This is a genomic window from Vibrio sp. 1069 (genome assembly GCF_033340555.1).
This window is the reverse complement of record NZ_JAWOWP010000002.1, coordinates 323830-343998: the sequence shown is the minus strand read 5'-3', so window position 1 is coordinate 343998 and position 20169 is coordinate 323830. Positions and strand designations below refer to the sequence as shown.

Annotated in this window: 17 protein-coding genes; 8 read left to right on the top strand and 9 right to left on the bottom strand. The window is 43.5% G+C overall.

Translation table 11 applies throughout. The features are described 5' to 3' along the window. Positions 1-113 precede the first annotated feature (113 nt). Complete coding sequence (gene focA, locus R7040_RS04600; protein WP_171342929.1) at positions 114-1565, top strand: formate transporter FocA; 1452 nt, start codon at positions 114-116, stop codon at positions 1563-1565. A 137-nt stretch (positions 1566-1702) separates the two neighbouring features. Here the strand turns inward: focA and R7040_RS04595 are convergent, their stop codons facing one another. The 3 genes from R7040_RS04595 to R7040_RS04585 form a co-directional block, all read right to left on the bottom strand. Beyond that, on the bottom strand, positions 1703-2272 hold the full coding sequence (locus R7040_RS04595) for a YceI family protein (protein ID WP_158173064.1): 570 nt from the start codon (positions 2270-2272) through the stop codon (positions 1703-1705). Next, positions 2269-2808: a cytochrome b gene (locus R7040_RS04590; protein WP_005390157.1), complete on the bottom strand. Its 540-nt coding sequence runs from the start codon at positions 2806-2808 to the stop codon at positions 2269-2271. Before R7040_RS04590 ends, R7040_RS04595 begins: the two co-directional genes overlap by 4 nt. A 174-nt stretch (positions 2809-2982) precedes the next feature. After that, on the bottom strand, positions 2983-3225 hold the full coding sequence (locus tag R7040_RS04585) for a DUF2164 domain-containing protein (RefSeq protein WP_042520836.1): 243 nt from the start codon (positions 3223-3225) through the stop codon (positions 2983-2985). Positions 3226-3408: 183 nt separating this feature from the next. Between R7040_RS04585 and R7040_RS04580 the strand changes: the two genes are divergently transcribed. Both R7040_RS04580 and R7040_RS04575 read left to right on the top strand, forming a co-directional pair. Next, a complete protein-coding gene (locus R7040_RS04580; RefSeq protein WP_005376385.1) occupies positions 3409-4041 on the top strand; it encodes a hypothetical protein in 633 nt (210 codons plus the stop codon). Between the two features lie 187 nt (positions 4042-4228). Then, positions 4229-5017, top strand: a complete 789-nt coding sequence (locus R7040_RS04575) for an EAL domain-containing protein (protein ID WP_054576002.1) — start codon at positions 4229-4231, stop codon at positions 5015-5017. A gap of 27 nt (positions 5018-5044) precedes the next feature. Here R7040_RS04575 and R7040_RS04570 read toward each other — a convergent pair whose 3' ends face one another. The 3 genes from R7040_RS04570 to R7040_RS04560 all read right to left on the bottom strand — a co-directional run bounded on the left by R7040_RS04570 (position 5045) and on the right by R7040_RS04560 (position 7229). After that, positions 5045-6304 carry a DEAD/DEAH box helicase gene (locus R7040_RS04570; protein WP_199266705.1) on the bottom strand — a complete coding sequence of 420 codons (1260 nt, stop codon included), beginning with the start codon at positions 6302-6304 and terminating at the stop codon, positions 5045-5047. A gap of 67 nt (positions 6305-6371) precedes the next feature. After that, positions 6372-6974 (bottom strand): ACP phosphodiesterase, encoded by a 603-nt coding sequence (locus R7040_RS04565; RefSeq protein WP_054730575.1) that lies wholly within the window; start codon positions 6972-6974, stop codon positions 6372-6374. An 81-nt stretch (positions 6975-7055) separates the two neighbouring features. Continuing rightward, the gene (locus tag R7040_RS04560; protein ID WP_005376381.1) at positions 7056-7229 is read right to left on the bottom strand and encodes a hypothetical protein; all 174 of its coding nucleotides are present in this window, start codon (positions 7227-7229) and stop codon (positions 7056-7058) included. Positions 7230-7543: 314 nt separating this feature from the next. Between R7040_RS04560 and R7040_RS04555 the strand changes: the two genes are divergently transcribed. Next, complete coding sequence (locus tag R7040_RS04555) at positions 7544-8974, top strand: methyl-accepting chemotaxis protein (RefSeq protein ID WP_318095440.1); 1431 nt, start codon at positions 7544-7546, stop codon at positions 8972-8974. A gap of 430 nt (positions 8975-9404) precedes the next feature. On the opposite strand, the gene R7040_RS04550 is transcribed toward R7040_RS04555, so the two are convergent. Continuing rightward, entirely contained in the window at positions 9405-10073 is a 669-nt protein-coding gene (locus tag R7040_RS04550; protein WP_017820949.1) for an HAD-IA family hydrolase, read from the bottom strand. A gap of 195 nt (positions 10074-10268) precedes the next feature. Beyond that, the gene (locus R7040_RS04545) at positions 10269-10778 is read right to left on the bottom strand and encodes a hypothetical protein (protein WP_005376378.1); all 510 of its coding nucleotides are present in this window, start codon (positions 10776-10778) and stop codon (positions 10269-10271) included. A 145-nt stretch (positions 10779-10923) separates the two neighbouring features. Here R7040_RS04545 and R7040_RS04540 point away from each other — a divergent pair, with 145 nt between their 5' ends. The 4 genes from R7040_RS04540 to glgC all read left to right on the top strand — a co-directional run bounded on the left by R7040_RS04540 (position 10924) and on the right by glgC (position 16672). Continuing rightward, a complete protein-coding gene (locus R7040_RS04540; protein ID WP_005397614.1) occupies positions 10924-11394 on the top strand; it encodes a CreA family protein in 471 nt (156 codons plus the stop codon). Between the two features lie 233 nt (positions 11395-11627). Then, positions 11628-12932: an inosine/guanosine kinase gene (locus tag R7040_RS04535; protein WP_005376376.1), complete on the top strand. Its 1305-nt coding sequence runs from the start codon at positions 11628-11630 to the stop codon at positions 12930-12932. Between the two features lie 236 nt (positions 12933-13168). After that, positions 13169-14917, top strand: a complete 1749-nt coding sequence (locus R7040_RS04530) for a formate--tetrahydrofolate ligase (protein ID WP_005376375.1) — start codon at positions 13169-13171, stop codon at positions 14915-14917. A gap of 537 nt (positions 14918-15454) precedes the next feature. Then, complete coding sequence (glgC, locus tag R7040_RS04525) at positions 15455-16672, top strand: glucose-1-phosphate adenylyltransferase (RefSeq protein ID WP_318081088.1); 1218 nt, start codon at positions 15455-15457, stop codon at positions 16670-16672. Between the two features lie 97 nt (positions 16673-16769). Here the strand turns inward: glgC and R7040_RS04520 are convergent, their stop codons facing one another. Beyond that, a complete protein-coding gene (locus R7040_RS04520; RefSeq protein ID WP_318081087.1) occupies positions 16770-19931 on the bottom strand; it encodes a chitinase C-terminal domain-containing protein in 3162 nt (1053 codons plus the stop codon). Positions 19932-20169 lie beyond the last annotated feature (238 nt).

Sequence of the window (20169 nt, the reverse complement as noted above, 5' to 3'; positions counted from 1 at the left end):
AAGCCTCAATGGTTTTGAAACCGAAGTCGTTGAGGCTCTTAATAAAAACAACAATTTCATTTTTGAGTTAATAACCAAGGATTTTTTATGCGATTACAAATTAAGGAGTCAATATGGCGGTGACCAGTTCTCAAAATCACCAGTATTTTTCTCCAAAAGAGATGATGGTTGAAGCGGAAAAATTTGCGTTAAGTAAGGCAAACAAAACCAGCAGTATGACATTAAGCCTCGCGATTATGGCCGGCGCGTTCATCGGGTTAGCATTCTTGTTTTACATCACGGTGACCACCGGCAGTACGGGCGCTGGTTGGGGCTTGAGCCGCCTAGCTGGTGGACTCTCATTTAGCATGGGATTGATCCTCATCGTGATCTGCGGTGGTGAATTATTTACCAGCTCCGTCCTATCCAGTATTTCTTGGGCCAATAAACAAATCTCGTTCGGTAAGATGCTTTCGATCTGGGGCAAAGTTTACGTTGGTAACTTTATTGGTGCGATGTTCCTACTTGCGCTGGTTACTGCTGCTGGTCTTTATCAGATGGATGGCGGTCAATGGGGATTAAATGCGCTTAACATCGCACAACACAAACTTCACCACACTCTCATTCAAGCGTTTGCACTCGGTATTCTCTGTAACCTGTTGGTCTGCCTAGCGATTTGGCTGACATTTAGTTCTGCAAATGCAATGACAAAAGCAGCAATGACAATTTTGCCTGTGGCAATGTTTGTCAGCAGCGGTTTTGAGCACTGTGTTGCGAACATGTTTATGGTTCCACTTGGTATTGTTATCGCGAATTTTGCACCTGAATCTTTTTGGGCATCTGTCGGTGTGCCCGCGTCACAATACACAGACCTAAACATTAGCCACTTTATTACCGCTAACTTAATTCCTGTCACGCTTGGCAACATCGTCGGCGGAGCGGTATTAGTTGGCCTTTCAAACTGGTGTATTTTTCGCCGACCAGAACTAAAAGCAGCGAATATTTCTTCTATCACTACAACTACAACACTGTCGTCAGTTAAGGATTTCACCATGAAAAATGCTTCTTTTGTTAAAGACATTATGAACCAAAAACCAGTCACCATTCGTGCAGAAACGCCAATTGCAGCCGCGCTGGATGTGTTACTTGATAACAACGTAACTAGCGCACCTGTTGTAGACGTACAAAATCGATTAGTTGGCTTCTTCTCTGCTCACGATGTGATGGTAGAACTATGGTGTGAGGACTACATTCCGGTGAAAGACCAAAAAGTCGTCGACATCATGAGCCGAGATGTGGTCGCAATTGACGCTGGTGATCGCCTCGTTGATGTTGTGGAATTCCTATGTATCGATAAAGAGCAGTTGTACCCAGCGAGCAGTATGGGTATTGCCACTCGCTTGACGTCTTTGTCTCTCGAAGAACGCGCTAAAAGTATCAAAGTAAGTAAGCCACAAGTGCTTCCTGTGCTTGAAAATGGGCAGATGGTCGGGGTGGTTACTCGTACTGAAGTATTAAAAGCACTACGCCCGATTTTTGGTGAGCGTTTAAACCTAGTGGAAAAAAGCGAGTTAGAAACAGCGTAATTCGCTAAACATTTACAACGTCTATTGGCTTTCAATCGCTATCACTGACGGGTTTATCGATGTTAGTGATGTGATTAAGATAATAAAAAAGCGCTCTTCAAGTGAAGAGCGCTTTTAGTGTATCTAAAAGGAACTAATTACTTCTTAATACCTTCGATATGAAGTTCCATATCGACGTAGCTTGAAGCACCCATTACTGGGATGTCAAAGTCAGCAAGCTCTAGGCGAGTGTTGCCAACAAAGCCAGCGCGCTCGCCGCCCCATGGGTCACTGCCAGCACCAACGAATTCAGCCTCAATAGTAATAGGCTTAGTAACACCGTGTAGCGTTAGATCACCAGTTACATCTAGTTTGCCATTGCCTTTATCAACCACTTTTGTGCTCGTAAAGGTTGCTTCACTGTATTTACCAGCATCAATGAAGTCACCACTACGAATGTGTTTGTCACGTTCAGCATGGTTTGAATCTAGGCTGGTTGTATCAACAACAACATTTACTTTTGAGCCAGCAATGTTGTTTTCATCAAAAGAAAAGTCACCAGAAAATGTATTGAAACGACCTTTGATGAAACTGTAACCCAAGTGGCTAACTTTAAAGTTGATTGAAGCGTGAGCACCTTTGGTATCGATGACATAATCTGCAGCTTGCGCACCAAATGGCAGTGCCATAGCGATAGCTAATCCTGTAGCGAAAAGTGACTTTTTCATTTTGAAGCTCCTAACATTTTTCTTAATGTGTTGTCTTTATCGATAAAGTGGTGTTTTAGTGCAGCAATAGCATGTAAACCTGCAATCAGGATGACTGCCCAAGCTGCATAGAAGTGAATCTCACCTGCAATATCTGATTGGCCTGGGAATAACTCTCCCGCTCCTGGCACGGTGAACCAATTAAACACTTCGATGCCGCGTCCATCAGACGTTGAAATGAGGTAACCTGAAACAAAGATGGTGACCAATAGTAGGTACATGACACCATGCGCTGCTTTAGCAGCAAGCACTTCGTAACGTTTGCCTTCTACCTTTGGTGACGCCGTCACATGTTTCCATACGATGCGTGCCAAAGTTAAAATAGCGAGTAAAATACCGACAGAGCGATGGTAATGCGGCGCAGTTCGATACCATTCGCTGTAATAGCTAAGGTCGACCATCCACAAACCCACTGCAAATAGACCAATAATGCACAGCGCTGATAACCAATGCATCACGCGTGCAGTAAGGTTGTAATTCTTTACCAGTGTATCCATCTCAAGTTCCTAGATATATTCCTAAGTTAATGCTGAGCAAGAAACACTACATTAACCTATTTACGTCATATGAAACAGATTATTTACCATCATTTACATCCAGCCAATGGTGCCGTATCTATCAAGTTGTTCGAATTTTTTGAAGGAACTTTAAATCGTTTGTAAAACTGAAACTTACAGCTTAATTTCTTGTTCTATCTCATACAGCTCTTCGGAAACTTCTAACATTCTGCGTTCAACCAGTAACTTAGCATCTTCAACACCCTTGTTATAATAAATTGGTCCTAGTTTTTCTGTAATAAAATCAATTAGAAACTCACTATCGAACTGGCCAATTTCAACATCTAGCTCGTCTTGCATGTAATCTTGAATGGCGGTGGCCAACGCCTCTTTTTGTGCGCGTTCTAGCTTTATCATTTTTTCCCTTTCAAATTTTTGTTCAACTTCTGCTTCTTTCGTATTGCTCTATTAAAGATTAGACACGGTCATTTGTGAGAAATTTGGTGTTTAGATCAAGAAGTTGCCGAAGTAAATTAGTCTATTCTCAAAAGACTATGCTAACCTTTTGCAGTTCGTTTTGTAATTATTAAGGGATATTCTTTGCTACTCGACCTAGTTATTCAAAGTGTTAATGATTTTCAAGACGACTGTCTTAAGCTGTGTGAAAAGCATTACCCTGCGGTGCATAACCAAGGCATGAGTGAGCATCATCTTGGTCTCGCGTTTTCAAGAAGGATGGAACATACTTTTCGTCACTTTGGATACAACTGCGTGATAAAGCCAATCGAAGTGTTGGATTCTCCAGACCTTCCCCATCACTATCGAATTTCATCCGACATTGGCACTGTCTGGGTTCTGAGTCACCATATGGTCAGTGCCGGAAAATCTTGCCGGGAAAACTTACTCTCATCAATTACGGAATGGCAGAGTGAATATGGCTATGCCTTACAGCCTAATGACCTACTCTTTTTGGTTTGCGATCATTGGATAAGTCGCAGCAAAACGAGCCGAGAATTGCTTCATTGGTGGATGGGTGAACTACCCGATCAGATCAACGAATACACAGAACAAGGAATCACACTGTACACCAGCGAGTCGCAACTCACGCAATCGTTGGACACTCGATTCGGTATTAGCCCTTGTTACATTAAGTTTGGGCATCCTTTACGGCGTTCGAACAAACAGCAGTTAGTCAGAAAATATTTGCAGTTGTATGCCGTACTGCAATGGTAGCATCAAATTGAAGTGCTGAGATTATCAATTATTTCATCAATTTGTTTGATGTCACTCGACAAACCTACCCATCCATTACCATCGTTCTTGCTTGAGTTAATGAGCACACTTAGATTCATTGCCAATGAAATAGAAAAATTAGCGCGATAACGCTGATGTTGAGACATTGATTTAGGTTGTGGTAACAATGATGAGCATCTCGCAACTACTTAGTTGCATCCGGAAACAAGCCGACGGGCAGTATATTGCGAAATACGCGAACTTCACTCTCCGCAGTGTCTTTCAACCCATATATAAGAACGATATTTCCATCGTTGGCCTTGAAGCACTGGTAAGAATTAGCAATGCCAATGGCACCATGGTTAGGCCAGATCAGTTTTTCCAATCCAAAGCGACTCCCACTCAAGATTTGCTCAATGTTGAACGCTTAAGTCGCCTAATCCATATCAAAAATTTCTCTCAGTCTCGCTTTCACACAAAACAATTGTTTCTCAATGTATTACCGGTAGCGGCAGAGATACTAGTTAAAGACATCACTTATAACCGACTGCTAAAACAAACCATTTATGAATCGCATTTGATGAATGAACAAATCGTCATGGAGTTACTTGAATTGAAGGTGGAGGATGAACTCTCTTTGTCTCAAGCTGCTCGGGAGTTAAGTCTTGAAGGATTTAAATTAGCGATTGACGATTATGGCGTCAATGCATCGACAACTGAGCGAGTGAGAAGCGTTTGCCCAGATATAATCAAGATGGATCGCTCTTTATTGCTAAGGTATGAAAACGGTGATTTTAAAGCGCTTAACGATGCATTATCGCTCGCAAAAGCGTTATGCTCTAAAACCGTTATCGAAGGAATTGAAACCGAGCATCAACTTCGCTTAATGAAAAAGCTCGGTTTCGATATGTATCAAGGGTACCTACTTGCTATCCCCCAAACGTTAGACGTCTATGAAGAGGCAAAAACAGCCTGACTATGTAAGAACAAAAGTTTGCGCGGTTTAGCGAGAGCTACGTGATTTACCACGATTCTTATGAATCGCCAATTTTGCTTTTAGCTTACGCTTCTCAGATGAACGACTACGACGACGCCCACCCCCATTTTGTTCAGGCTCAATTTCTTCTACAAGACTTGGTTCGAAACCTACCAGCCATTCTTGGGGTAAGCGTTGATCAAGCAGGTTCTCGATAGCTTGCAACAAGTACTCCTCATCTCTACTCATCAGAGAAACCGCCAAACCTGACTTTCCTGCTCTTCCAGTGCGGCCAATTCGATGGACATAATCTTCTGCTTTGAATGGCATATCAAAGTTCACGACTTGTTCTAGCTCTTGAATATCTAACCCTCGTGCTGCCACATCGGTTGCAATCAAAGCACGTACCTTACCTTGTTTAAATTCATCCAAAGCTCTTTGGCGGGCACCCTGTGATTTATCGCCGTTGATAGAAACCGCTTTGATGCCATCTAACTTGAGCTCTTTCGCTAACTCATCACTGCCTTGCTTCGTTTTTGTAAATACAAGCACTTGCTGCCAATTCCGCGAGCCAATTAAGTACGCTAGCAATTCACGTTTCCGTTTTTTATCCACTGGATAAACCATTTGTGTTACCGTTTCAGCAGTCGTATTTGCTGGTGAAACTTCGACTTCAACTGGCGATTCCATGAGTTTATACGCAATAGTTTTGATTCGCTTCTCAAATGTCGCAGAGAACAATAGGATCTGTTTCTCAGCAGGCAAACGTCGGAAGATGCGCTGCAAGTCAGGCCAAAATCCCATATCTAACATACGGTCGGCTTCGTCTAACACGAGCATACCGGTTTTAGAGATGTTTACGTTACCATTAAACAGGTGATCCAAAAGGCGGCCTGGCGTGGCAATCAAAATATCAGCGCCCTCTTCTAACTTTCTCTTTTGTACGCCAATGCTTGTACCACCATAAACACACACGATGCGAAGTTCTGTTTCTGCCGAGTACTGATTCAAATTATCAAATACCTGCTGTGCAAGCTCGCGTGTTGGAACCAAAATCAATGCTTGAGGTGTGCCATTAAGTTTCTTTTGCTGAACGGTTTGTATGATAGGTAAACCAAACGCAGCCGTTTTTCCAGTACCAGTTTGTGCAGCAGCAAGTAAGTTTTTTCCTGCAAGGACGTGTGGAATTGACTTTTCTTGCACTGGTGTTGGCGTCACGATATTTAGATTGCCTAGCGTCTCGATTAGCTTTTGTTCGATGCCTAAATCAGCAAAATTAACAGACATGTGTAACCTCATTATTTTTGGAGCGCAGAGTTTACCAGAGCCCCTAAAGCCATACTACTTTTCTATCTCATTGAGTTGAGTCATTAAGCTGTTGCTGAAAATCATACGACTGGCGCAAAACATCTCGATAAAGTGACGAGAACTTCTCTTCTAATTCGGTGTAATCACTTTCAATCACTTTAAATGTTGTGGTTAAGTCTGCCATTCTAGGACTTCTTTGCGACATCCGATGTAGTGCAAATTCTATATTGTCTAGATCTTGATAGGATTGAAGCCATCGGCCATGCCACATTCTGCTGTGGAGCACCAAAAAACGTGGCGGCAAATGTTCATGAACCTCTCGGTTTACTCTCTCGTATGCCGTTTTTACAAAGTGTTCGAGAGACACGGAATGAAAGTCGTTCCAGTGTTTTGCGAGGCAATGATCCCAAAACATATCTAAAGCGATAGGTGCAAAACGTCTCGCAACACCAGTGAAATGAGGCTTACATTCGTTGACGATTGGATGATGGTCAGTAATACGGTCAACAAATCTATGTAATCTGATGCCATTTGAGATATCGCGATCATACAGCTTGCTTGGATCTCCTTTTACGAAGTCTCCAAGCAAGTTTCCCAATAAATGGCTGTTACTGTGATCTGCGATATGCAGGTGGGCTAGAAAGTTCATTCGACGCCAGTTTTGGCCTCTAGGGCTTGGTGTGACATGAACCTAGTATAACGTCAATTACGACGAGATGAGAGTGTTCCGCTATTCGGCTTCGTTGTCTGAGCCAACGTATTCCGACAAGATAATGCCAATTTCAAGCGCATCTAGCAGCTCTAGGCTCTCATCGTTTTGGTATTGGTCGCTCATTGTGACCTCCTTTATTTTAAGCTCTCTTGCTTTTACTTGCTGACGGCCTGACTCTTGCCATATCCACATCAGCAACTCCTTTTTATAGTCTTTATATGACACATTCATGACAGCGAGAAGTAAAGATTTAAAAACCTATGAGCATAATCAAAAGTAAACGATTGCAATTAGGTTTCATATCCGCTTAACACTTTAGAGAAATGACTCTTTTATCAACATTCATGTCAATTTAAAGATATAACATACTGTTATAGGCGTCCTTAGATCTCATTTCTTAAACTAAATTTAGTATTCGTTACATATTTTGCTGATTAACTTCGCATATTTTGTTTCGATATAGCAATAGATTTGGTCAATATCTTTTATCTCTAATGGAGCTTTAAATGAGAGAAGTTGAGTTTAGAACGATAGACAGGCTGTTTATCAAGATGTCTATCAACGACAAAATGTGGGTTATATTCCTACTGTTTTTAATAGCCCTCACTTCAGTGGCTGGAAGCCGCTACTTCAATGAAATACAACAATTTGAGCAGCAAGCCATCTCGGCGAGCGAAGCGAAGCTTTCTGGTATCGTTGATGCTCAATCAAACCGCGCTACAGAAATTGACGGCGTATCGAAATCGAACCGCGTAAGCGAGAGTTCTTTTGTCGATGGGTCTGTGACCGCTTATGCCAAGTTGCATTCTGGGGAAGTGATTAAGCTGACTCAAAATGTGTCCACACAATACGAATCGTTAAAATCATCAGCTCTATCGTCACTATTACTCAGCTTCTTATGGGTTATTCCTTTTGCCCTATTCTCTTACTGGGTGGCAACGTTTATCGGAGGAGCTCTGTGGGTTTTATATACAACAACCGAAAAAATTGGTGACGGTGACTTAACCTCTCGTCTTGGTTTCCATCCTGGTCGAGATGAATTCGGTACCATCGGCTGTGCGCTAGACAAGTCTATGGATACCTTAAGTGAACTGGTTAATAGTGTTAAAAATAATGCAACGATGTTGAGCGAGACATCTTCTGCATTCGAAAAAGATATGCAGTTGAGTGAAACCCAGATATCTCATCAATATCAAACGCTTGATTCAGTCGCGACGGCAATGGAAGAAATGACAGCCTCTGCAAAGGAGGTATCAAGTATTTCTCAACAAGCAACGACGCAGTCAGACCAAGATGCCCAGAAGATCGAACTAAGCAGAAGCCGTGTACAAAACGTGATTGGCGAGATAGAGACGTTATCTAGCTATATTGAACAAGCCTCTACGTCAGTAACCAATTTAAACGAGAATACGACGCAGATTAATGACGTGATCACAACGATTAACGCCATTTCAGAACAAACTAATCTGTTGGCACTAAACGCAGCAATCGAAGCAGCCCGTGCTGGTGAACAAGGTCGTGGATTTGCAGTGGTTGCCGATGAAGTACGTACATTAGCAAGCAGAACTCAACAGGCAACAGTAGAGATCCAAGCCATGATTGAGAAGCTTCAAATTGAGAGCCAGAACATTGCTTCAATCACCAACCGAACCGTTCAGCAAGCTCAAACCAGCAGCCAGCTTATTGATGAAATCGGCCATGATGTTACCTCTATTGCCGAGTCAGCACGCTCATTAATGGACATGAGCATTCAGATTTCCACATCTGCTGAAGAACAAAGCGCAGTTGCTAACGATATTGCATCGGAACTTTCAGAAATTCGTAGTCAATCAAGCACAATCAGAGAAGTGGCGGAGCAATCTACCGCTGGCGTCGCTAATCTCACGCAAGCCTCCGTTTCTCTTGGTGAGATATTACAACGCTACCGCACCGCATAACGTTGTGGAACTTATGATCAACAAGGGCTCCTTAAGGAGCCCTTTTCTTTAAACCGTGTTCAACTATTACCTTCGATATTTTCTACGACATCCAAGTGGATATTTGAAGTGAATCTCAAGTTCTCGCTGTACCGGATGAAATAATGTTCTTAAACAAAGCGTTCCGCTATGCTTGATCTTGCCAATTCCAATTTGCTGCTGGAAAACAATATGAATAATTACAAAGACACAAAAGACATAGAGAACCTGAATTGCCCACTCTGCCAAGGAGATGAATATCTCATTTCATCGGATGGCGAGAAATTCACATGCGCTGCTTGTGGATTTCATACAAAAAACTTCTCATCTATCCAATGTCTACATCAAACGCCTTACCTACAGTCTAAACTTAAGCACATCCACAGCTTGAGTCCGGTTTGCCATTAGTAGGTCAAACAGAGCAGCCACACAGCTGCTCTTTTAATTCATCTAAATGATGGATGCGAATTACACGCTCGTCATCAACAAGATTGATAGCTTCACCATTAAATAACTGTATCGTTTTGATACCGGCGTTTAGTCCCGCCTCAACTCCTTTAGGCGTGTCATCAATATAAAGACAGTCACTTGGTAAAAAGCCCATGCTCATAGCACTGTACATGATTAAATCGGGCTCAGGCTTCCAACTATTCGCATCGAATGCCGAGAACACTTTGCCTCGGAAAGCATCGAGTAAACCGGTTAACTCCAAAGCGTATTCAATTTTATCTTTAGGTCCATTAGACGCCACACAATATTCGATATTATGCGAATCCAAAAACTGAATTAATCGTTTTGCGCCATCCATCGGCTGTAAGTGGCGCACAAAAAGAGACTGGACTTCTTCTCGGTATTGCGGCTCTAAAACATCAATTGGGACTTTGATATCTTTCAATTCTTTAGTATCTAAAAGGATGTCAGCGAGCTTTCCTCCTTTAAAGTGAGAAACGCACTCTTCCATCGTTAACTCAGCCCCATGCTGGTTAAATACATTGACGAGCGCTTGGCAACACAGTCTTTCGCTGTCGACCAACGTACCATCACAGTCAAATATCACGCACTTAATATTGGTAATTGCCATAGCCATCTCCAGACGTCTTAAAGGCTCAAGCCCAAGCTGATTTTAAGAATGTTTGGATTAATCTTATTTGAGTTTGGGATTGTTGAAACGACGAGCTTGGCATTTCATGGAAATAGAAGGGAGCAATTACAGTTTTTCTAAGCAAGATCACCCAACGTCATCTTGCTTTACTTTTTATGCACATTGATGTGTAAGTTAGTTTTCGATAACCACTGAGTCTAACAGTTTTTGCTCGGTGCTTAGTCTTTTAGCCAGATCAGCCACAAACGAGCTTTTGTATTTTGATTCAGAAACAGCAACATCAGAGATGAGTGTATTTCCTTCGAGATGGCTAACAATAGCAGCACCAATTGGGACTCCAGATTTAAAACCAACATATAATTCAAAATCTGGCGTGAGGATAATCTGTGTCAGATATTCAATGATCATATCTTTATCATACTGCTGTTCCCAGCGCTGAGATTGCAAGATAGAGAACATAATGGTCAGTCGATGAAAATCGACCAGAAAAATATCGTCGGGGTTAAATTCAGAGTCACTTTCCAGTAGTGTGTCTTTGTCGACTACTTGATACGTTGCTTTTTCTAGCGTTTTGAAATAGACATCGCGCCCTTTCAAACTCTCTGGTGTCGGAAATTCAACTTCGACCAGATCATACAGCCATGTATTTTTACGCTCGATACTGGCTAACTGTTGTTCATTCATCTTGATACCTTCGTTTAGAGCAGTACATTAGCATGAAGCCCGCAACAAACCTAGCGCACATAGACCTTTCCGTGGCTAAATTTTGTTTTAGGTGCAAACCTCTGATAGATTTCATCAATATCTTTCCTAGTTAAGGACAAAAATAATGAAAAAGATGCTGTTAAGTGCATTGCTTGCTACTACTCTAGTTGGTTGTTCAGATAACGATGTTGCTGACGTGGGGCTCGGTTGGTTTACTTTGAAAGACATCAAAGTCGGTGAGTTGAAAGACGAGGTGGTAACAGGTGTCACATGTCACATCGCCTCTATCGAAGCGGATTTCAGCTTAGCAGATCCAAGTGATAGCTCAATATCATGTCGTCAGACTGGCGAAATCACACCGGAAATGATTGCAAAAATAGATAAGAGTAAGTCCGGTGAAATTGTATTTAAGAAGTCAAAAAGCATTTTCTTCAAAACAATGAAGGTTCGCCGTATTTATGATGCCGATAACCAAACCTTACTCTACTTGTCTTATACAACAAAAGAGACCGATGGTAGTTTTAAGCATAGCCTTTCGACAGTCCCACTTTGGGGTACCAAGGCTTACGTTGAGCCAACTGAAGTGAAAAAGTAACGCGGGTAAATTTAGTTAGCGCGGAGCAGGCTCTTTCCGGGCGCTGCTGAGCAACAAGTTTAAAAAACAACCCATTGCAATACGACAAGCGTCATAAATTGCAGCTGCTTTGGTTGCTATTTACTCAGCTCGCTGATTTTTTCAGCGAGCAGACTTCTTTGTAATAAATCGCCACGATTTTCATTTTTTTGTGATACAATCCCGCCTCTTTTTTTTCTCACTCAAGAACAAGCATGAAGTTTCCTGGTCAGCGTAAATCTAAACACTACTTCCCAACTCACGCTCGAGATCCATTAGTAAACCAAATCCGACAGGCACCTAAGCTATATCGCCCAACTATTGTTGGTGTCGGTCAAACCATTGTAGATATCGAAGCACGTGTAGATGACGCGTTTTTAGAGAAATACAACCTGAGTAAAGGACATTCGCTCGTTCTTGAAGAAAGCAAAGCAGATGCACTTTACGAAGAACTGGTTGAGCAAGGCCTGATCACACACCAATACCCAGGTGACACGATTGGCAATACTCTTCACAACTACTCAGTTTTAGCCGATAGCAAATCCGTTTTGCTCGGTGTGATGTCTAAGAACATTCAAGTCGGTTCTTTTGCTTATCGCTACCTTTGCCGTACGTCTTCACGCATGAACCTTAACCATTTACAAACGGTAGATGGCCCTATTGGTCGCTGCTACACCCTAATTTCTCAAGACGGTGAGCGTACATTTGCTATCAACGAAGGTCATATGAATCAACTACTTCCGGAAAGCATTCCTGAAGAGATCTTTGAGAAAGCATCAGCCCTGGTTGTTTCTTCTTACCTAATGCGTGGTAAAGAAGAAGATCCAATGCCTAAAGCGGTACAAAGAGCGATCGACTTTGCTAAGAAGCACGATGTCCCTGTTGTACTTACGTTAGGGACGAAGTACGTTATCGAAGGTAACGCACAATGGTGGCAAGAATACATTCGCGAAAACATTTCTGTTGTCGCTATGAATGAAGAAGAAGGTGCGGCGTTAACAGGTGAAACAGAGCCGCTAGCTGCTGCTGATAAAGCACTTGAGTGGGTTGATCTCGTACTGTGTACGGCAGGACCAAATGGTCTGTACATGGCTGGTTACACCGACGAGAAAGTAAAACGAGAAACCACACACGACATCCTTGAAAGCTCCCTCGAAGCCTTTAACCAGTACGAGTTTAGTCGTGCGATGCGTAAAGAAGACTGTCAAAACCCAATGAAGGTCTACTCTCACATCGGCCCTTACCTTGGTGGACCATTAGAGATTAAGAACACTAATGGTGCAGGTGATGCAGCCCTTTCAGCCTTACTGCATGACATGGCAGCAAACTCTTTCCACCAAAAAGAAGTGCCTAACTCAGAAAAGCACGAAGTACGATGCTTAACCTACTCCTCGCTTTCTCAGATCTGTAAATACGCAAACCGAGTAAGCTATGAAGTGTTGACGCAGCACTCTCCTCGCCTATCGCGAGCGCTTCCTGAACGAGAAGATAGCTTAGAAGAGACTTATTGGGATCGTTAAAACGACAGCTTTAAAGCTAAAAATATATCAAGGTCACCATTTGGTGGCCTTTTTGTTTTTATCTAGCACTATAACGAGTAGATTTCGTTAGTATGTCGCACAATACGAAGCAGTAAACTCTTTACAAGCCTAACCGAAACAGTACCATCACCAAGCAGACCTTTGCCTCACAATAATACTCGTTATAACTTAGGTAGTTTTTCAACGCTACCTGTGTGCCACTTTGGGGACTCTCCATGCAGTCAGATATCGAAATTTGCCGAAACACACCACTTTCTTCTATTGATGTTATCGCGGAAAAAGTAGGACTATCACCCGAAGAGTATGACACTCACGGGAAGCACAAAGCCAAAGTCCACCCAAAATGTTTGGAACGACTCAAAGCAAATGATGACGGTAAACTTGTACTCGTCACTGCGATCACGCCGACTCCTCTTGGCGAAGGAAAAACCGTTACGACGATAGGCCTGGCGCAAGGTTTAGCAAAGCTTAATCAATCTGTGATTGCATGTATAAGGCAGCCTTCGATGGGACCCGTCTTCGGTATTAAAGGTGGCGCTGCGGGCGGCGGTTATTCTCAAGTAGCTCCAATGGAAGAGTTAAACTTACACCTTACTGGTGACATTCACGCAGTGACAGCGGCGCACAACCTTGCTTCAGCCGCTCTTGACGCTCGCTTGTTCCATGAACAACGCGAGGGTTATGATGCCTTTGAATCACGCACCGGGTTAAGAGCACTTAAAATCGACACGGCCAGTATTACTTGGAAACGAGTGATGGACCATAATGATCGTGCACTACGTAAAGTCAAAATTGGCCTCAATGATGCAGGAAAAACCATCAATGGTTTCGAGCGTGACGAAGGGTTCGATATTTCAGCCGCTTCCGAGTTAATGGCTATCATTGCACTAGCCAAAGATTTAAAAGATTTACGCCAACGTATCGGGAAAATTGTCGTAGCGTACGATTTGAACGGAAATCCGGTCACCACGGAAGATCTACAAGTTGCAGGAGCAATGGCAGTAACACTAAAAGAGGCGATTGCACCAACACTGATGCAAACTCTAGAAGGTGTTCCTACGTTGATCCATGCAGGTCCATTTGCAAACATCGCCCATGGAAATTCATCCATTATCGCGGACGATATTGCGCTAAAACTGTCAGGTTACACGGTAACTGAAGCCGGTTTTGGTTCGGATATGGGATTCGAGAAAGCGTGTAACATTAAAGCTGCTGCCGCCAACAAAGCCCCGGACTGTGTAGTGATCGTAGCAACATTACGCGGCCTCAAAGCGAATTCCGGACACTACGATTTACGACCAGGTATGGCTATTCCAGATTCCATTTTTAATCCGGACCAAGCAGCATTGGAGGCTGGGTTTGAAAATTTAAAATGGCACATAAATAACGTTCATAAATACGGTTTACCTGCTGTCGTTGCCATTAACCAGTTTCCACAAGATTGTGTGAAAGAGCTTAAAGCTCTTGAAGAGCTGATTCACCAATTTAATCCCGAAGTTAAAGTAGCCATCAGCACCGCTTTTTCGCAAGGCGGACAAGGCGCAACGGAACTAGCTCAACATGTTATTGATGCGTGTACCACGCCTGTAGAGTTTTGTCCGTTATACAACAAAGAGCAATCATTACTCGAAAAGCTCATGGCAGTATGTGAAGCGGGCTATGGAGCAACCAATATAGAAATGACTCCTATCGCGACTGAACAGCTCAAACATTTTGAGCAATTAGGCTTTAACAACTTAGCGGTTTGCATCGCGAAGACACCACTATCAATAACCACAGACTCCGCAGTCAAAGGCGCACCAACTGGTTTTACCGTCCCAATCCGCGAGCTGCGCTTGTGTGCGGGCGCAGGATTCGTTTATGCATTATCTGGTACCGTGATGACGATGCCAGGCTTACCTGATAAACCCGCATTTATGAACTTAGATCTTGATGATGAAGGAAATATCGTCGGTCTCTCTTAGTGCAGTGATAACGTATCGCTATCAGTGAAGTGAGCATATTCATTGAGTGAGTGGTCTACTTACCTATCCACTCACTCTCAACAACTGTGAAAAGAGTTGTCTCAGGCCTTCTACTCTTGAATCGTTGATACAAAGCTCTCCTGCCTTACATCAACGCGCCTGTTTTAGGCCTTTAGAGTTAAGACGCTAACCCTAAGCCTTGTTTGGCGATAGTTATTAAGCTAGAAAACTCTATTTATCTTCTTGTTTTGTCGCCACTTTACATTGTAAATCCATACTTGTTGACTTCTCCTTTCTACAATTTTGCGCCAATTTGATGCACGGGCTATTTAGCGCTTCACTAATATGGTGCAGTTGTCTTACAGTGAAATTTTAACCTCCTTGATTTTTAAGGAGATATTCTATGGCTCGATTCTTGTAGTAGACTTTTCACTAATAAGCACATTAGCACATGCTTTTCAAAACCTCTGCGTTGCATACCACCTCCTTCAGGTTAGCACCGTTTTGATGCATGTCAGAAAAGGGAAAGGGAATACTATGGAAGACGCACTTGCCGTAATTTTAGCAGGAGGGATGGGGTCTAGACTCAGCCCACTCACCGATGACAGAACCAAGCCAGCCGTACCTTTTGGCGGAAAATATAGAATTATAGATTTCACACTAACCAATTGTTTACATTCGGGTTTACGCAAGATCCTTGTTTTAACCCAATATAAATCTCATTCACTTCAAAAACACTTACGAGACGGCTGGTCGATATTCAATCCAGAGCTAGGCGAGTACATCACTGCTGTTCCACCACAAATGCGCAAAGGTGGTGCATGGTATGAAGGAACCGCCGATGCGATTTATCACAACATGTGGTTGCTATCGCGAAATGATGCAAAGTATGTGGTTGTGTTATCCGGCGATCATATCTATCGAATGGACTACGCCGCAATGCTTGAAGAGCATAAAGAGAAAGGTGCTAAGCTCACCGTTGCCTGTATGGATGTTCCCGTAGGGGATGCTTCAGCATTCGGTGTAATGGGCACCACAGAAAACGGGCTCGTTACTTCGTTTATAGAGAAACCTGAAACCCCACCTACTCTTCCTGGAAGCGCGACCAGAAGCCTTGTTTCTATGGGAATATATATCTTTGATATGGATGTTTTGAAAGAAGCGCTTGAAGAAGACTCAAAACTCGATTCATCAAGCCATGACTTCGGAAAAGACATCATACCTAAGCTAATTGATACCGAATCCGTTTACGCTTATCAATTCTGTGGCAGTAAAGGGCGCGTCGATAAAGATTGCTATTGGCGCGACGTGGGTACCATTGATTCCTTCTATGAAGCGAATATGGATCTACTAGAACCTGTGCCGCCAATGAACCTTTATCAGTCTAATTGGGCGATTCGTACTTACGAGCCACAGTTTCCACCAGCTCGTACTGTATCGTCGGCCACGGGTAATGAAGGCATTTTTATTAACTCCATCATTGCTACCGGTGTCATCAATTCCGGAGGCTCGGTACAGCACTCCATTATTTCCTCTAATGTACGCATTCAAGATAGTGCAACGGTAGTCGATTCCATCATTTTTGATGACGTAGAAGTCGGTGAAGGAAGTCAGTTGGTCAACTGCATAGTTGATAAACATGTTCGTATTCCGCCACATACTCAAATTGGCATCAACAAACTTGAAGATGCGAAGCGATTTAAAATCTCAGACAAAGGTATTGTCGTCATACCTGAAAGTTACCAATTCGATTAAACGACAAACTATCACAACAAAAAAGCGCACGATAATCATCGTGCGCTTTTGTTTAAGTGCCTGTAAACATTAGGCTATAACAAATAATCCATAATAATTAGATGTTACATACCGTTGACCAGCTACCATCTGTACCCGGTTCAGCCGCTGTCCACCAGTTCGCTTGGTAAACCACACCGTTGTGGATGATCATATCGCCTTGGTTAGCGTGGCTTGGATTACCTGCCCAATCCGTTTGTGGCAGAGCTGGGTATGTCACTAAACCTGTCGTATCACACGTACCTGGTTCAGTGGTACCACCACCCGTGCCCGCATTGAGATCACCAATTGGTAGATCTGGCTGTTCAAACTTAAACGCAAACTCTTTACCACCAGAAATCACTGAGTAGTTAGCCGGACCAGAGATTGGTAGGTAGTAAACCATATCAAGCTCGTAAGTGCCGCCCGCTGGCAAGTCTTTCCATGCTGGTAGAGAGAACGACACACGGTGCATTACGCCATCTAAGCCACCAATGTTGTTTGCACGAGTATGTCCAGAAGCAATGACTTTCAAACCACCACCTGATTGGTCTTTCGCGTTGTCCGGCGCAGATACTGGGATATCGAATTGGAATTCAGTACCGCCAGGGATCGCTTGACCAGTGTTGTTCGTAAACGTGATTTTCGGGTTAATTGGGTAGTTTTGATCGCCAACTTTGAAGCCGCCAACACTAACAGTAATGTCTACTGCTTCAGTTGGTGTTGGACCAGTCGCTACTTTATTACCGTAAGGCGTCGCAGACTTAAACTTGTCGTAGATAGCTTTGGTCATAGTGTTACCCATGTGGTATTCACCATTACCTGCCGCACAAGCTTGTTCAGTGGCATCTACTGCCGTACGATTACCATTTGCATCCAGTACGTAACAGTTGTAATCACCGGCTAGTTCCCAGAACATGATACCGCCGATCTCTTTATCGATAACGTAATCGGCTTTCACCTCGATAGAAGCTTTATCTTCCGTAGATAGGAATACGCTCTTCTCTGCATTCCACAACCAAGGTGCCACAGCAACGCTATCGTAATGACGGGTATAAGTACCAACAAACTTATCTGAAGGATTGTTGACAGGGTCGAGACCGTAAGCAGCTGCGTAAGAGCCCCAAATACCGTTTTCTAGGTTCTTAGCATGCCACATTGGGTTAGAACCAGCGCCCATTTCGTTTCCTTTAGGGTCGGTATCATGCCACATGTTGTCGATACCAATAGCGCCGTGACCACAGTTGTTCTTCTCACCTTCACCTGTGCCCGGTTGGCACTCTGCTTGGTTTGGTAGTGCCGCTCGGCCCCAAAGGCCATTGTCGCCACCAGTAACACCTTGCCAACCACGGGTGTAGTAAGGAACACCAATGTTGATACGACCTGCTGGCATAGAGCCACGGAAGTAATGGTAAGCCCAGTCTGTGTTCAAGTAACCGATACCACCGTATGCAGCAGTGCCGTATACGTTCCACTGCGCTAGCTCAGAGTCTTTACCTGTATCGAATAAAGCCGCGTTATGACCAACGTGATCATTCCAAGCCCCATGCAAGTCGTAAGACATGATGTTTACGTAGTCTAGGTACTTAGTTACATCGAAGGTTTCCATCCCACGTAGCAAGTAACCTGAAGATGGTGCTGCGATAGTCAGCATATAATGAATACCATCTTGCGCGGATGCCGCATCAAGTTTCTCACGCAATACTTTCATCAGCTCTTGGTAAGACGCCCATAAATACTGACGACGTGGTTCCATGAAGTCTTTGTCGTAAGGGTTACCAGCACCAGCCATTGACGTCGGGTATTCATAGTCAATATCCAGGCCATCGAACTTGTACTGACGCATCATTTCAACGGCAGAAGTTGCGAACTTCTCAATACCAGCATGATTAATAGAACCGTCCGCATTCGTCGTCATGGTGTAGAAGCCACCATCAGCTACACGATCGCCGTTCGTATCGAAGTGACCGCCCGTTTCAGCCCAACCACCAATCGAGATTAGCGTTTTAACATCATGTTTTTGCTTGTAAGTTGCTAGTGCACCAAAATGACCTTTAAAACCAAGAGCAGGATCTACCTCAACGCCTGGCCAAGTTTTACCTGTAGCAGGGTTGTTAGGATCATTAACGTCGCCAACGTTTACTTTGCCGTCAGAACCAATGCTCACAAACGCGTAGTTAATGTGAGTAAGTTGTTCCCAAGGAATGTCTTTAACAAGGTAAGTCGCTTGTGGGTCGTCACCTGATCGCCAACTGGTGAAGTAGCCGATTACACGACGTGGGTGATCAGCCCCCATTTTCTCACGACCTTCTTCATCATAAATAGAACAGTAAGGAACATCTACACCCGTTGTTTGATAAAGACCATCAGGACGACAATTAGATGTCACTGCGCCGCCGTTTACTGTTAACGTCGCAATTGCAGAATCTGCTGTTGCTCCAGCATCATCGGTTGCTCTCGCATAAACACTTAATGAGCCAGCTTGTGAAGGGGTTACATCCAGCGTGTATGGCGCTGTTGTAGCAGTGCCAGCAAGCACACCTGCAACATAAAAATCAACTTTAGCAACGGTACCATCCGCATCCGTAGCATTTGCAGTCAGTGTTACGGAACCACCCAGGTCAATAGAGCTCGCAGAAAGCGCGACATCCACTGTCGGCGCTTCGTTACCAGGTTGCGCTGATGCCACAGTTAACGTCACAACACTTGCCGTACTAACGGCACCTGCATCGTCATAGGCTTTAGTAGAGAACTCGTGCTGTCCTTCAGTTGCTGTCCACGATGCAGCATACGGCGCAGACGTTGCCTGACCAACTAATACACCATCAACAAAGAACTCTACTTTGCTAACAGTCCCATCAGTATCTGCCGCATCTGCAGCTAGGTTAACAACATCACCCGCAGTCACAGAAGCCGACGCAGAAGGCGATGTCAGAGTAACCGTCGGGACTTCATTCTGAGGTGGTTCAACCGGTCCAGCGCCATCACAAGCGCCAAGTGTTTCCCACTCGCCCCACTCACCAGATTGCGCTGGATTGTTGTTTTGCGTCCAGTAACGCGCTTTATAAGCATTACCTTCATGCTGAACTTGGTCGCCACCGTTATAAACTTTTGATGATTGCCAAGTTTCTAGAGGGGCACAGTCAACTGCTGCGTAGCTATTGAAGGCCATAAGACAAGAAGCGGTGAGTGTGCTTAGTGTGAACACGTTTTTCACTGCGTTGCCGTTTTTAAGGTGCATAATCGCTCTTCCTTAAGTTATTGTTAAAACAATACTAAATGCGCTAAACGAAGCGCATCTATACTTTTATTTCGACGTAAAATAACTTAAGTACAAGTTGGTGATTTCACACTATCTATTTACGAGTTTTCCACACCGCCTCGCAACAATCCACTAAATGATTGCAACAACGTACCTATTATTTGGCACCAGTAACTAATTTTATAACTCAAATAAATATGTCACTCGCAAATTAATA